Raw genomic sequence first — 15,795 nt, forward strand, 5'->3', positions numbered from 1 at the left:
CTAAAACTAAGAGTTCAAGAGATAGCGCGTAACGAAGCTTTTTTGACACCAAATTGATCCATCGAAAATTATCAAAACCAATCTTCAAAGCCGGGTGATATCACCTGCCCATTTTTGGTTCGGTTTATCGGCGGTAAAGTCCTGCTCAAGTATATTAGGAGCCACAGGAAAGTTGTGTCTACTGTCGGTGGTAGACTTGAATTTACGCGTGGCTTTAGCCACTAAATCCTGACGTCCCATGCTTTTGTTAATGGTTTTGATATCATGTTTATATCCTTGTTCAGTAAGCTCTACTGGGATATGTCTGGCACCGTGTCGCTGTTTACTGTCAATAAATACGGCTTCCACCTGAGTATCTAATTTGCTGTTGTTTACGCTTAAACGTATGCTCGCATGATTTTATCTCTGCATAAAACCCTCTTGGCGATACACAAAGTACCTTAGTCATTCTGATAATGCTGAATGTGCTTGGGTAGCTTTGCATAAATTCAAATCGTGTTATTTTTGATTTTTCGCGAAGTAGGTGGCGGCATTTTTATGATGTCTAGCTCCTCTTCTTGCACCACTATTTGGTGTTTCAAATGAGCATTCTCGAAAGCTAACGTACTTTCTCTATCTGATGTAGATGCCTTTATCAGAGCAGCAGGTCGCCAATAATAAAGCGGAGACTCTGCGATACTTAATTCTCTGGCAGCTTGAGCAAAACCGACTTTACTCGCCAGGTTTAGCGCTTCTGCTTTGAATTCTTCCGAATAGGATTTACGTTTGGTCTTGGTTGTCATGATTCACCTCTATGAGTTAGTTTACTCACTTAATGAGGTGTCCAAAACTGTTGGTTCAGATCATATTTTATGGGGGTAAAATAGGAGAACAAATTAAATTAGATAAGTACAGCAAGCTTAGCGCTTGTAAAAAGGATGGTAATTAATGATATGAAATTATTATGTTATGCGTGGTAGCGCCACAGTCGACATCCTCCTTGCTATCGCAATAAGGCATACTCACCTAATTTAAATATGGAATGATGTTTTACATGTGGTTTGGCTTTATGTTAACCTGATGTTGTTATTTTGCGATCTCGTTATTGAAAGTTATTCGTTTAGAGACTTGAAAAGTGACAGGAAAAATTTTTGAGCTCCATCTGAATTGTATAACGAGCACATTGTGAATGGGTCGTTAAATGTTAAACGAAGAAGCTTATGGCGACAGCTGGATTGCCGCCATAAACTTCTTATAAAAAAAGAAGGTGTTATTTTGAAAATTTTATTAAAAACAGTGGTTACTACAGCACTTGTAACAACATTATTTGCATGTTCAACAACCTCACCAACCTCAAATACTAAGAAAGACCGATTTAGCAAAGTAGATGCTAATTCTGATGGTCGCGTAACCGTCGAGGAGTTTTCGTCTAGTATTAGAAAGCCGAAAAATGGACCAAAGCGCTTCAGCCGACTCGATGTTGATAAAAACGGCTACCTTAATAGAGCCGAACTTGAGGCTGAAAGAAAGAACAAGAAAAACAAGAAAAAAAATTAACTGAATTATTTGGTAAAAATGCCGTGATATTTGATGTCGATACTATTACTGGTATTGTTCATAACAGCAAAGCTCGGTTTATCGCAACTGAATCACATGTGGTTGCTCTAATAGCAAAAATGGATGATTCAGTTGCGGTTATAAACTAACTTTAGGTTACCTTGCGATGCATAAGTTTGTGGCCATAAATTAATAGCAAATTAATAGGACGCCCACTCAAATTTGTATTTTATTAACGCTGTTCTATAAAAAAGATTGATTATCCTTAAATATATTGACAAAGCTTCATTGCACATTTAAATCCATCCATCAGATTTTGCTGCCGTTATATCAACAGACAATATTGTGATGACTGGTAAAATTATTATTTACATTAGGGCTGAAATGGAAAAAGAATTATGATGTTTTTAACTAAGCTAATAAGCATTACAACAACCCTATGTTGTTTATCTTCATCGCTTGTCTTTGCCCATGATATTTTTAAGGCCGAAGAATATTATACTGCGAAAAATTTTAAACTCGCAAAAGCTAGTTATTTGGATGCGGCAAAAGTAGGTAACCCTTATGCTTACTATCGGCTTGCTACTATGTATTTCAAAGGCTTAGGGACCGATAAAGATGCGTTCAATGCACTTATATATTTTTCATTCGCGGCCGAGTACGACTTTCATGATTCGAAATTGTTAGTAGAGAAAATATTAAGTAACATGCCTATTCAAGAAAGGCTAAACATTCAAAAATTTCTGAATAAGTTACTAAGCGAAAAAGGTAAAAAATACATCAGTAAAAAATATTTGCCTGAACTTGCTGCAAACAGATTGGTAAACAAGATTACCTTTGACGGAAAGGCGCAATTAGAATTAGACGATTTTGAATTAGACCTTGCTGACAATGACTTTCTAGATGATTCTGAATACGGAATGGACGGTGACAGTGACAGTGAAGACTCGTTGGATATGGATTTCAGTTTCACGGCGACGTCTAGCGAGCCCTTTGTCATTATAGATTTTGACCTTGCGCCTGACGGCTCTGTTCGAAATATTGTAGAAGTGCAGCGCGATGGGCGTGCCACTACTTTGCTCGATCAATTCTCTCGGATTTCTTTAGCTAAGCCTACAATACAACACGAAAACGTTGAGTTTGTTGCTAGAGTCAATTTAGGTACTGCTAGTTACGATAAACTCACTTTACGTAGAGAAAACGCGCACTTCTACAGATCGCTACTTCGGTTGAGTGAAAGACTCAAGGCGAGTTCTAGCTTAACAGACCGTTTTCAATATGCGCAGGTATTGCAGTATTTTAGTTGGTTAGAGCAGTATGAAGGAGAAGCAAACGAACGCCTCAAAAGCTTGGCGGAAGAGGGCCATCCAGACGCTATGTATGAATATGGCCTTAAGCTTTACCGAGAACAGAATAATATTGAACAAGCCATTGATTGGATTGCGCAAGCCAGTACTTATGGTCTGGCGAAAGCAGAATCTCGCTTAGGTAAATTATTGATTAGTAGCCCTTGGGTGCAGAAAGACGAAACGAAAGCCTTGTTTTGGTTAGAATCTGCAGCGGAGAAAGATGATATTTCGGCTACCTTAAAGGCTGCAGAATTGAGATTATTTGCTCAAGATAAAGCATTACGCAACTTTTCTTTGGCACTAGAATATCTAACAAAAATAGGCGAGCAACAAAAATGGAATCCAGAATACTACTATTTACTTTCACAAGCATATCGTTTTGGTGAACAGCGTAATTTCCAACTAGTTGTTCAATATCTAAAACGGGCAATAAGCATGGGAGAAAGAGTCAATTGGGACATTGAGCCATGGCAAACGCTGTTAGCACAACTCACCATAGGGAAAGTGTTTATTATTGATGAAAGTTAAGAAAATTTCAATACAATATCAAGCTGTTATTTTGACTCTGTAGTTGTCGCCGAGCACCAGTAACTGTGCGGTAATTAGCCCAAGAAAATACTAAAATATAGGCGGGTTATCGCTACTCATCTCATATTCCAGACAATTTTGGCGAAGACAGCTCCCCGTTTGCTAGCCATTGTTCTTCTATAGATTTATCAACCCTACCGTAATTGCGGTTTGGAACAAACACATAGGGCGTAGTAAACACAACATGATGATCCATATAGATGCGTCAAATGGGGGAGGTAACACGCTGACAAACTATAACTCGTCAACATTTCCTTGATACTCGGTCATAATAGATTTTAAGTTGCACCTGTGCCACGTTGGTAAATAGAACAGACCATTTGATAGTATGACAAGAGTTAATTTCATTTATTGAAGCTGCTTCTTTTTAGGGCTTGATACTCTTTTTAACTGCAGGTTTTTATCCATCTGGAGCATCAACTCGATGACTTGCTGATTGCGCACCAATTTTAGGTTGAGTAGATCCGCAGGAGTACGTTTCACCACTTGATTCAACTGACGTAACTTGGAAACTGATTGGCCATTAACATTCTGAATAACATCGCCTGCTAATAAACCTGCTTTAGCGGCTTCGCTATCTTTTGGCACTGTTTTTATCACAACGCCTCCAGCTTGTTTACTGACGCCAAAAGCAGAAAAGTCATTACCGGAAAGGTTTACTAAGCTCGCTCCCATCCATTCGCCTGTAAATGCTGGTGGTGCTTTGCGTTTGGTTTTTACAGGGGCACTAAAACTAGGAATTCGAGCGATAGCACGTAACGAAGCTTTTTTGACGCCGAATTGATCCATCGGAAAATTCTCAAAACCAATCTTCAAAGCGGGGGAGTTAGACTTCACGCGAAAATCTCCGTTTTTTGCATCGATAAACATCGGGTCGCCAAAGATTGAGTTGTTATCCCACGCTAAGTTGTTAGAGACAGACATTACTTTTTCTTCGCTTTCGCCATAAAAGTTTTTATCTACTATAACTTGGTCAACAAAGGGGCGAGTCATTCGAGCAGGCTTGTGCTGCGACATAAAGATATTTTGATAAACCTTATCGCCACTTTTATTATACCAAACATGAGGGTGCAGACCGCTGTGAACCGTAATATTATTCCAAGCGTGACGGCGAAAACCTTCACGCAGTTTTAATCCTCCAGCCAACATCACATTATTATAAATATCGTAATTGGAAGAACCGTCATCTAAGTCAATATCCCAGCCATGCTCACTGCGCCAGCGGCTATTACGGATGGTGCTGGTATTAACTGCGTCCAAAAAGGGTAAGTTGGGGTCTTTATCAACCGCTGCCTGTGATGTGGTTTGGTCACTGCGCCAATATCGATCACGTCCCCACGAATTGAACGAACCATGGTCGTGTGTTTCAAGAACAGTATCAAACACATCAACGCGCTCAATTAGATGCCCCCCCCAGGTACCATCGCCAATATTAATACCCGCTCGGGCGGTATCGTAAATGGAGACATCGCGAACCGTGATACCTTTGGCCATAGAAATTTGTATGCCAGCAGGTTGACGCTCTACAGTGCCTATTTTATGGATAAGACAATCTTCAACCGTCGAATTAGCAGGGTAGTTGTTGCTTTTTGGCCCTGGCGTTTTGTTAATTTTAGATAAGTCGTTTTTCTCACCGTATTCAAACAAAGGGTTCCGCACCGCATTTGGGTCACCAACAAAGGCGATACCACTGGCTCCGGTATCATGAATATGACAACCTTTGATCAACACGTCACGATTATAGTTGTTGACGAAAATAGCATTGCCACCCACTTGATCGAATTCAGTATCCAAAATATGAATATTTTCACTGCCGGTAAGAACGAAAGCGCCTCCGCGATAGATTGTCCAATCTGAACGCAGCAAAGGCTCTTTAGTTTGCATGAAAGTGCGAGCCGCATGACGCACGACAAAACCTTGTAAGGTAATATGCTGTACTGGGTTTAATTCAGTGCCATTAAACTCGACAAGATGATTCAGGCGAACCACTTCTACCTTAGCCGCTTGTAGATCTATCTCTTTGGCTGGTTTAAAATAAAGTGTATTTTTTTGGGTATCATGAAACCATTCGCCTGGCACGTCGAGTTCTTCGAATATATTCTCGACCATTCTAAAGTCTTCATGCATGCCCATTTGGCGGTTATTCTGCCAACCACCTTCATAAGTTACCTTATTGTTGTTTTTCCCCGTGATTTTATAATGGTAGCCGCCCCAGCGTGAACGATGCATGGCATGAATATAACCACCGCTTGGGTCGGCCCAGGCTTTGGCTCGTTTTTCAGAAAACGCATCGGCCGCATAACCTTGATACGCCGCTGTTTTTTTGCTTGCATCATAATTGGGATAACGTGCCATGCGCTGATTTTTACCATCAATAAAAAGCTGATCGATGTGTAAACCTGCTGGTGTATTGGCTTGGAAAATACCATTTTTATAAGCAGACCAAGTAAGCTGCAATTTGGTACCGCCGCTTAATACTGCAAGCCCTTCATGCTCTGCTTTGTAAATGACCGGATATTGCTCACTACCAGAATCCATCCGTTCAAACACTAATGTTTCGGGTAGATAATAAACGCCATCGGCAATGTGTACTGTTACCGCTTCTTTTCCTGCAAAAGATCGCGCTAGTTTTTTGGCTCTAGCAAGTGAAGCAACAGGTTGCCCTTGTAGCCCGTTGTTGCTATCAGCGCCTGATGGTGCGACAAAAATGTCTGCTGCATGAGCCGAAGATATTAAACCAACAGCACATAGCATTATCGGCGCGAGTGCACATTTATAAACGGCACTTTTGTGACTGTGGAAGTTTTTTATAAAGTATTCTGTACGCATGAAACGTTCCTAGTAATATGGTTTGTAAGTAAGTGTCTTGTGTTGGCCTACTGAAGGACTTCTGCATAAAGCTTTGCTGCCTTTTTGCGCATTTCTGCTAACGTCGATTTATAGTTCGGATCAGATACGAGGTTATTTTGTTCATCAGGGTCGTTTGCTAGCTCATAAAGTTCTTCAACGACCGGTGTATGTTCGAAATACTCAAAATATTGATACTGTTTAGTACGTATTCCACGGCTACGATAAGAGCGATTATTTTTTACTACATCATCGTTCATGGCTTCGACATTTTTCCCTCTTGTTCTTACTAATTCCTGAATGAAAAAGTTCTCTGTTAATACCCCATCTCGCCACTTTGTCATGTCTTGATTGCCGTTCATAAGTGGAACTAAATCATAGCCTTTCATCACTGCCGGAATGTCCAATCCGGCTAAAGACAAAATAGTGGGGGCAATATCTGCAGACGACACCATGGCATCAATCCGATGCCCTTGGTTTTCTTTGGTGGCTCTTCCGTCAAATATTATCAATGGTTGTTTAATGGCTTCATCGTATTGAATCGCTTTGTCGTAAAGCCCACGTGAACCGTGATAGCGCCCGTTGTCGCTGGTGTAAATGATGATCGTATTATCTAGCACGTCCATCTCTTCTAATTTAGCCAGTAAACGACGTACCTGATCATCTACACTATAACTCTGTACTGCAAAGCGTCGTGCAAGCGTTTGGTACAGTTCAGGCGTAGATGTTCGTTTCATGTGAAGGTAGGTGCTGCGGCTATAGTCCAATACTTTAGGAAGCCGTTCATTTTTTCCTTCGACCCAATTGTCAGGTATTTGCATTTTCTTATCTTTAAACAGTTCAACATGTGGACCATACATGTCAGTATCACGGTCATTCTTAACCGCATCGAAACTGACTGAGAGGCTAAAAGGTCGACCCTTTGGCTGTGTTTCTAAAAAGCGGATCATAGCGTCCCCTTTAATTAAGGTACGCTCTTTAGGATTACGATCTTTACGGTAAATATGAGCTAACTTCTTATCACTTTTCGGGAAGTGAGGTCCTTTTTTACTGGTAGTAGAAATACCTGCATAAAAATCAAAGTGTTCGGCAACTGTCTCGGGTAAAGTTTCCAAGCGAACGCCAAACTTGCCAATAAACCCTGTACGATAACCGGCGTCTTGCATTAGTGCCGGATAGCTTTGAGCAAACTCTTGCGCCGGTAACGTACGTTTATATGGGTAGGTGAAGCCTACACGATGATCTGAAAAATAACGTCCGGTGAACATCGTCGTCCTGCTAGGCATGCAAATGGCCACAGCATGATAGGCATTGTCAAAACTAACCCCTTGAGCGGCAAGCTTATCAACATTAGGGGTGATAGCATCTTTACTGCCATAACTGCCTATTGTGTCCCAACGTTGGTCGTCGGTCATTAAAAACACAATATTAGGAGGGAGCTCAGTTTTGACTGGTGACGTCGGTGTAGCTGATTTCGCGGATAAAGCTGTTGGTTGCGAAAATAGCAATATCAAAAATACCCTATGAAATAGTTTAAACTTCATCATAATTAAAGTGCCTTAAGTTTGTAAATGACGAATACGCTGTCTATTTTGCTTAATTAAATATCAGCTCAACCGTATCGATAATTGGCTTGGATGGGTTATCAGTGGTATCTGTGATACGCAGCTCAAACTGAAATCCATAACCAGGTGGCAGCCCACTAAGATCGAGTCGCGCAGGTGTTTTCGCTATCTGCTTCGAAAATCCGGGGATTGCAGCGTAGTGTTCTTTAACTTCATGCCAATCAATCCATTTATCTACACCACCATTTCCATCTGTATCAACGCCGGCACGTACATCCACACTTTCTACCCATGGCCCAGGACTTACAAAATCAGTAGGTCTTTGAGTGACTAAGTAAAACTCTCCTTCGGCAAAAATAATATCTGGATCAGGGTGACCTCTGCCAATTTGACCGCTAAAAGTAAAGGGCTTGTCGATACTAGAGGAAGTGAACCATGCCACGCTCATTGGGCTTTTTTTAGGGTGAGAGGTCGCGGGATCAAAATCGCTAAAGAGGTAATACTGTCCGCCAATAGCAATGGCGGCCCAATCACCATATGCATTCTGCGCGGGCTGATGAATTTCATACTCACCAAAAGCCACTTTTTCACCGGGTTTGATCCCATGATAGGTTGCTGTGCCCGTATATGTTTTTCCGGTATAATTGGCGGGGTCTTCTTTAAGCCAATGAGGGTGTAGATATTCGCTAAATTTACCTGTTGGCTGAGTGCGTTCATCAACTGCTGGCGCAAGAATTTTAAAGTTACCTTTGCCATCTTCGCTAACAGCATGACCGGCCAGAGGTGAATCCCACGCATGTCGACTTGCATCTATCGGGCTCCAATCTTCATAAATCAAATGAAATTTACCGTCTAAGTCACGAATAATCGCGGTATCTGAACCATGCGAAGGGTCTTTAAATACCATGCCGTAACGCTTGCCAATTTTACCATCGGTCAGGTCATCATCGATGATAAGATGCGGGTCTTGATCATTAGGAAAGTCATAATATAAATAGGCCTTGCCATCAACATATTCAGCCGTTGTCATCCAACGGCCTTTGCGGTCCGATACTGGGCCGTAGTGAACCCAGTTGATAAAATCTTTACTATGCCAAGCGTGATAGCCTTTTTCTGTTTTTTTTAGCCCTACAGGGGCATTAAACACATTCGGATATGGCGTTGTCACTAAAGGCTCATCGAAGCCTTTGATTTCAATAGATTCAGCATCAAACTTTTCTTTAGGTGCTTTGTAAAGACCGAACATCCAATAATTTCCGGGGGCTACCTGTAATGCAACTGGTGCACCGCGTAAATTCATTGGGCCAACACTTGTAGCCGGTTGCCAATTTGCCCACTCGGATGATTGATTGATCGTAATCGCTGCAGCATTGCGTTTATTTTCGAATACTTTTAAATGACTTTTTACCATAATCGTTTTCGCGTTTGACGTGACTTGGCCATTTTTTATTTCGACATCTTTGTGCACAAAAGTATTATCGACCCACTGTTGTTGTGTGCCGATAGTCCACTTGTCTTGAGCTAAACTAACTTGTGCTTGTGCACTACTAATCAAGGTAGTGAGGGAAACCAACACTGTGGTATAACAATTTTTCATTCTTATCTCTATCGTTGTTATCAGTATGCTACGTTGTTTGTTAGCAAGGGCTTTAATTTGTTCTTATACGTCAGAGTAATAAAATTGCTCTTATTTTGGGGGGCAATGTGTTTGCCAAGTAGTGTTATTCAAAAATGACCTCTACGGCAAAACCATTTTCTGTGTTTTGCCAGTTACGGGCATCAATTTCGAGGGCTTGTTCGGTTTGTTTCCATGTTAATTTTTGAGTACTGCCAAGTAGCCTTACCGCACCAATTTTTCCTTTATCTTTTCGCAAAGAAACAATATTAACTTTGTCTTGTGGAGGTACTAAGGACATTGCATACACTTTATTTTGCTTGGCTGTAAACCAAAAATCTTTATGGGTGAATTGACGATTAAACCCTGATTTTTCACGATGTCCCGTTCCCGATAACAGGGTTTCGCTCGCGCCTTCATAACTTATATCCCAGCGCGTTGTACCAAATATCGCTTCGCTATTGGTTAATACCCACAGGCCCATTTCAGTTAGGTGTTGGGCACTCTCTTGAGGGATATTGCCTTTACCATCAGGTCCTATATTGAGTAAATAATTGCCACCTTTGGAGATAATGTCGATAAAATAATAAAGTAATTCTTTGGTACTCTTCCAGTCGTCATCATACGACTTAAAACCCCAAGAGTTATTGGTTGTGCCAACGGTTTCCCATTGTTTGTTTATTTTTTCTGATGCAGAAGGAATAACATTGTCTCCTGCATCTAGGTAGTCACCAAATTGATAACCAACACGACGGCTCACTAATACATTAGGATTGATTTTGTATGCCAATTTGTAAAAGTCAAAAGCTTGCTTTTCGGTAATCAATCCATCTCCATCAAACCAAATTAAACGAAGTTTTGGTAATAAAGTGAGTAATTCTTTAATTTGCGGGTAGGCTTTGTTGTTTAAGTATTCTGCATGGGTATTGCTACTAGGATCCCATAAGTTCTTACCTTGTGGATGGGTGTATATTCCTAGTTTGTCGTTCTGCTTTTTAACATTCGCGTAGTTGCCGTCAGTGCCATCTTGCCAGTCGTTACCATGGGAGTAATACACGCCAAACTCTAGTCCTTCAGATAAACAGGCGTCATACAGTTCTTTGATTAAGTCGCCCTGATAAGGCGTCGCATCTGCAATATCGTATTCTGATACGGCTGAATCGTACAGTGCAAAGCCATCGTGATGTTTAGCCGTAATAACCACATACTTCATGCCGGCATCTTTCGCCAGTTTTGCAAAATTTTCAGCAAAGGATTTGTCTGGGTTAAAAGACCTCGCGAGTTGTTGATATTCTGCGCGAGAAATTCTGAAGGTCGACATCAGCCACTCTGCCACTCTAGGGCCAGGGTAGGGGGAATTTTCTATGTGGGTATTATTCCAAATACCACCTGCCTGAGAATATAAGCCCCAATGAATAAACATGCCAAAGCGCGCGTCTTTAAACCAACGTAAAGCTTGTTGTTTTTCTGATGATTGGCGCATCTTCAGCCATTCACTGTCATATTGACCTGTTCCGATAGGGTTTTTAAAGTGAGGAATAATTCTAATTTGTTTGACTTGCAGTTGTGTTGTTAATTTTAGCTGGTATTGAGTTTTAGCTTCCAACGTTACCGGCTGGGGAAATTCATAAACAGTGCCCGAATCAATCTTGTATTTAGCCTCCAATACTTCGCTTTGGGTTTGACCGTTGATGTTTATTTTACTTAAACGTTTTTCATCAGTGTTATTGCTAAGCAATTGGACGACAAACTGACCTTTGTGTTTAGCGACGAACGACAATTCTTTCGAGTCATTTGCTGAATTAATATCGAGCACAACCCAATTTTGTTGGCTTGAATGTGGCTTGTTTACCGTTAATGTGCTGCAGCCATTACACAACAGAACAATACTAATAAAAGTGATACCAATGGTGATTCTATTGACTATTGTCATGTTGATTCCTTTTAGTTGAATAACTTAAATGTGAAAGCCTTTAATACTATTATTAATAAATATTAATAAAGTTCTTTTACCAATGACTTCCTGCAAACTAACCAATTTAGTTAACACTTTAATATTTATGCTTTATCTAAATGTCTCCAGAGGTGGTGAGCTTTGTTTGTTGCGCTATTGATATCTACGCCAATTAAATATAAGCATGGCGTTAAAATTAGGGTAGTCAGTGTAGCGAATATAATGCCGTATGCGAGTGATACCACCATTGGCACTAAAAACTTGGCTTGCTCTGTATCACCAGAAAGCATAGGAATTAAGCCGACAAAGGTGGTAAAAGAGGTGAGAGTAATAGCGCGAAAACGAGCACGGCACGCTGCCTTTACCGCCATAAGTGGGCTGCTGCCTTTAGCCCGTAAATTATTTAAGCAGTCTACTAGCACAATATTGTCGTTTACCACGACACCAGCGGCCGCTAAAATGCCTAGCATCGAAAATGCGCCAAAATAAACCTGATGGGCTAAATGGCCGAAAATAGAGCCAGTGAATGCAAAGGGTATCGCCGACATGATCAGTAAAGGTTGGCTATAAGACTTAAAGGCCACGGCCATTAATACGTAAGCAATAAGCAGTGCTAACCCCTCATAGTGATACACTTTATCCATAAATTCATCTTGGTTTCGTGAACGGCCTTTTCTATCCATATTAACTTCGGGATGGCGTTTGGCCCAAGCGACTAAGTATTCATTGCGAATGCTTTGTTTTAATGCATTCAAGTTGTTGCCGGCATAGTCGGCATAGACCCAGGCGACCTTCATGCCATCTCGTCTTTGTATTCGGCTAACACCGGGCTTGAGTTCAATATTCACCAGGTTAATTAGCGGAATTTCTATTTTATTTCGGGTTCTAATTTTTAATGCGTACAGTGAGTCAATGTCTTCTCTTTCTGCCCGGCTATAGTGCACGCGTACTCTTGAATCGCCGCCTTCTCTGGGCAGGCGTTGTACTTCTTGGCCATAAAAAGCTTGTTTCACTTGTTGACTGATATCTTTTAAGCTCACTCCTAATGCTGCTGCACCGGGTTTCATGGTGAGCATGATCTCTTTACTGCCACGGGCTAAACTGTCTCTGACTAAATATACATCGTCATATTCGGCTAAATGATTTTTAAGTTCTTTTACCGCAACGGTCATGGCATCTAAATTATGACTTTGTACCATAAACGCCACTCTAGGCTCACGCTCGTTTAATGTGGCTTTAAACTCTATTTCTTCGGCATCAGGAATATCGCCAATGTATTCAGTTAATAACTTAGTCGCGGTGTCGGTATCTATTATTCGCTGTTCATACGGCACTAGTTTTAAATAACTTGAAATTCGACTGCCGGATATCCGACTGTAATGATGATCGATAAATTGACCATTACCGTCTAGGCTAAGCTTTGCAACATGCTGAGTAAGCAAATCTTGGCCTGCATTCATTTGATTGAGTACTTGGTTCATACGTTCAAATGAGACATTTTCGGGTAAGGTGACGTTTAGCCTAATGGTGTCGGCTTCAATTTTTGGCTCAAAAGATTGCAATATAAAATTGTCATTCAATAATTTAACCGACAAACTAAATACTAAAATAAACACCGCAACGACTAAATAACGATACGCTAATAAGACGTCGATAACAGGGCCGTAAACGTTATTACCTAACCAGGCTAAAAAGTCAGCAAATTTTTGTTGCAATAGAGCGAGTTTAGACGGGCTATTGTCAGCATCATCATCGGGTAAATGACGTAAGTGAGAAGGCAAAATAAACAAAGCTTCAAATAATGAAAAAGCTAAGGCCAACATAACCACGATGGCAATAGTACGGGTGAACTCTGCGGTGCTGCCAGGTAAAAATGCCATGGGCATAAATACAATGATAGTCGTGAGTACGCCAAACACCACAGGTTTAGCAACCGCTTGTACGCCTAATAATGCGGCTTTTGCTCCGTGATGCCCCAACTCATGTTGTTTATGAATACTTTCTCCGATTACTATCGCATCATCTACCACTATGCCAATAACCATCATAAAGGCGAATAAGGACAGCATATTGAGCGAGATCGAAAAGCTAGGCAATAACCAAAAAGCGGCGGCGAATGTTGTCCCTATACCAATAGATACCCATACGGCAATACGAGGTTGTAAAAACAATAACAACAAACTAAAGACCAAAATTAAACCACTCAGCGCGCTATTAAATATCGTATCTAAGCGACTCTGATAAGCATCATTCCAGTCTTCCCAAATGGTTAAGCTGACTCCTGTGGGTAAGTGCTGAATTTTTTCTTTTATATATTCTCTGACATTGGCTGACATCTGCACAATATCCATATAATCGCCGTTGTACACATCGATCAGTAAAGCGGTTTCACCGTCGAAGGAGGAATAACGTTTACTGGCGGCAAGGCCATCATAGATGGTGGCGACATCGCCTAATGTTAATATGGCGCCGTCAGCTGAGTGGCGTAAGATGATTTTTTCGAAGTCTATTTGTTTTTCAGCCCGGTTGCGTACATTTAATCGAAAGGTTTCAGTTTCGCCATAGACGCTACCTGCGGAAGTATTAATCGAGTTATTACGTACCGCCGACTCTATTTCATTAAATGATAAGCCAAATTGACGTAATTTTTGCTCTGTGACTTGGATAGATATTTCTTCGTTAATATTACCGCTGATATCGACATTGGTAATTAAGGGCAGCGCTGCCACCTCTCGACGAATTTCCTGAGCCAATTTATTTAGCGTGAGCTCATTAATATTGCCATGTAAGGCGATTCTGATCATTTGATCACGTTTTATACGCTCTGTGACTATGGGTCTATCGGCGTCAGAGGGTAAGCCATTAACAGAATTAATTTTTTCGCGCACATCATCAGAAAACTTACGTCGGTCGACTCTTTCCTCCCCAGTGATGGTAACTTGGGCACGCCCTTCGAAGGCATTTGAGACAATAGATTTTATTCCTTCTACATTTTTTACCGCCTCTTCAAAACGGACGATTATTTGATCTTCGATATCTCTAGGACTCGCTCCTTGCCAAGTCATACGTACATCCATGATAGGTAACCGAACGGTCGGGAAGGGTTCTTTTTCTATGGTTAATAAATAAGACATACTGCCAGCTACAACCAGTATTAACATTGCGAGATTAGCGGCTATAGGGTTACGTATCCACCATGCGAGAATAGAGTTATTTTGCATGGCTTTTGCCTAGTTGAGCCAGTTGCTCATTTTCAAATAACGGTAATAATGGCATACCCGGTGTCGGGATGGCTAAGGCTGAGGTGATCACTAAGCTTTGGTCAGGTAAATTTTTCACTATGATAGAGCCCGGAGTGCGCTGCACGATATCAGCCATGTGTATTTGCAACTGATTGTTTTGATCTACTATCCATAATTGCTCGTTACTACGCAGAGCCAGCTTAGGCAGTGACGTAACATGCTCGACTAATTGGCCCGTAATTTCTGCATTAACATATAAGCCTTTCAGCAGTGGCTGCTGCTGGTTTTGCTGTTGATGTATTTCGGCTACGGCATAAAGGCTATGTGTTTGGGGATCAATGGCCGCTTCTACACGGGTAACCTGTGCTTGCCATTGGTAATGTTGATTGCCAATAGTGGCACTAAGATTAACCGGAAACTCAGAGCGAGTGTGATCAGTGTAATAATCAAGTGGTAAGCCTATTTGGCTAAATTGTTCAGAGGTCATTGGCAACCTTATTTCCATGATATCTGTGCCATGTAATTGCGTGATTAATCCGCCGCGATTGATATATTGACCCACGGTTAAGTTTTCTTTTTCGATACGGCCATCAAAGGGCGCAAATATTTGCGTTCGAGCCAAGGCTAGCTCAGCGATAGCTAAATTTGCTTTTGCAGCGTTTAAAGCGGCTTCGGCTTGTTTTAGTTGTGGAATACCTAATGCTAAATCAGATGGGTTTTGGCGGCCTAAGTCGGCCAGCTCTGCTTGTGCTGATTGTGATTCGGCTTTAACTTTAATTAATTGCTGGGCTGCTTGGGCAACGCTTGACTGCCTTTGGATCACTTGCAATTGATAATTTTGTTGGTCGATTTGTACTAACAGTTCACCTTTTGAAACTTTACCGCCATTCACTAGGTTTTCAGATAACTTCGCTATTTTTCCCGCTACTTCGCTACGAATTTCTAAATCGTATTTGGGCAACATTTGACCTTGGCTATAGCCCAATAAAGCCACACTCGTTTGCTGGGCTTTATGGACAAATACTTTATGTAACTTAACCCGAGAGGGACGCTCACTCGGCTGAGGTTTATTTTCATCTAGCCAGTTGACCACGGCCCA

Annotated in this window: 10 protein-coding genes and 2 pseudogenes; 3 read left to right on the forward strand and 9 right to left on the reverse strand. The window is 41.2% G+C overall.

The window, feature by feature from the left end; translation table 11 throughout:
- Positions 1 to 84: 84 nt before the first annotated feature.
- Positions 85 to 348: a hypothetical protein gene (locus B5G52_RS06875; protein WP_087531914.1), complete on the reverse strand. Its 264-nt coding sequence runs from the start codon at positions 346 to 348 to the stop codon at positions 85 to 87.
- A 140-nt stretch (positions 349 to 488) separates the two neighbouring features.
- Positions 489 to 782, reverse strand: coding sequence for a transposase (locus B5G52_RS06880; protein ID WP_087531915.1), 294 nt, complete (start codon positions 780 to 782; stop codon positions 489 to 491).
- 472 nt (positions 783 to 1,254) lie between these two features.
- Between B5G52_RS06880 and B5G52_RS06885 the strand changes: the two genes are divergently transcribed.
- Together B5G52_RS06885 and B5G52_RS22510 are read left to right on the forward strand one after the other, a co-directional pair.
- A complete protein-coding gene (locus B5G52_RS06885; RefSeq protein ID WP_176372516.1) occupies positions 1,255 to 1,536 on the forward strand; it encodes an EF-hand domain-containing protein in 282 nt (93 codons plus the stop codon).
- 401 nt (positions 1,537 to 1,937) lie between these two features.
- Positions 1,938 to 2,183 (forward strand): annotated as a pseudogene (locus tag B5G52_RS22510) (hypothetical protein); the annotation flags it as partial.
- Positions 2,184 to 2,435: 252 nt separating this feature from the next.
- Here the strand turns inward: B5G52_RS22510 and B5G52_RS22515 are convergent.
- Positions 2,436 to 2,624, reverse strand: coding sequence for a winged-helix domain-containing protein (locus B5G52_RS22515; RefSeq protein ID WP_369679917.1), 189 nt, complete (start codon positions 2,622 to 2,624; stop codon positions 2,436 to 2,438).
- A gap of 390 nt (positions 2,625 to 3,014) precedes the next feature.
- Here B5G52_RS22515 and B5G52_RS22520 point away from each other — a divergent pair.
- Positions 3,015 to 3,413: pseudogene (locus B5G52_RS22520) on the forward strand (sel1 repeat family protein); the annotation flags it as partial.
- A 408-nt stretch (positions 3,414 to 3,821) separates the two neighbouring features.
- Here B5G52_RS22520 and B5G52_RS06895 read toward each other — a convergent pair.
- The 6 genes from B5G52_RS06895 to B5G52_RS06920 form a co-directional block, all read right to left on the reverse strand.
- Entirely contained in the window at positions 3,822 to 6,302 is a 2,481-nt protein-coding gene (locus B5G52_RS06895; RefSeq protein WP_217896175.1) for a PDZ domain-containing protein, read from the reverse strand.
- A gap of 47 nt (positions 6,303 to 6,349) precedes the next feature.
- Entirely contained in the window at positions 6,350 to 7,828 is a 1,479-nt protein-coding gene (locus B5G52_RS06900) for a sulfatase-like hydrolase/transferase (protein ID WP_217896176.1), read from the reverse strand.
- A gap of 88 nt (positions 7,829 to 7,916) precedes the next feature.
- The gene (locus B5G52_RS06905) at positions 7,917 to 9,482 is read right to left on the reverse strand and encodes a hypothetical protein (protein ID WP_087531918.1); all 1,566 of its coding nucleotides are present in this window, start codon (positions 9,480 to 9,482) and stop codon (positions 7,917 to 7,919) included.
- A gap of 124 nt (positions 9,483 to 9,606) precedes the next feature.
- Positions 9,607 to 11,433 (reverse strand): alpha-L-fucosidase, encoded by a 1,827-nt coding sequence (locus B5G52_RS06910; protein ID WP_087531919.1) that lies wholly within the window; start codon positions 11,431 to 11,433, stop codon positions 9,607 to 9,609.
- A 125-nt stretch (positions 11,434 to 11,558) separates the two neighbouring features.
- On the reverse strand, positions 11,559 to 14,675 hold the full coding sequence (locus B5G52_RS06915; protein WP_087531920.1) for an efflux RND transporter permease subunit: 3,117 nt from the start codon (positions 14,673 to 14,675) through the stop codon (positions 11,559 to 11,561).
- Positions 14,665 to 15,789 (reverse strand): efflux RND transporter periplasmic adaptor subunit, encoded by a 1,125-nt coding sequence (locus tag B5G52_RS06920; RefSeq protein WP_176372517.1) that lies wholly within the window; start codon positions 15,787 to 15,789, stop codon positions 14,665 to 14,667. Before B5G52_RS06920 ends, B5G52_RS06915 begins: the two co-directional genes overlap by 11 nt.
- Positions 15,790 to 15,795: the final 6 nt, after the last annotated feature.

This window comes from Pseudoalteromonas sp. A601, from assembly GCF_002165575.1.
GTDB lineage: Bacteria > Pseudomonadota > Gammaproteobacteria > Enterobacterales > Alteromonadaceae > Pseudoalteromonas.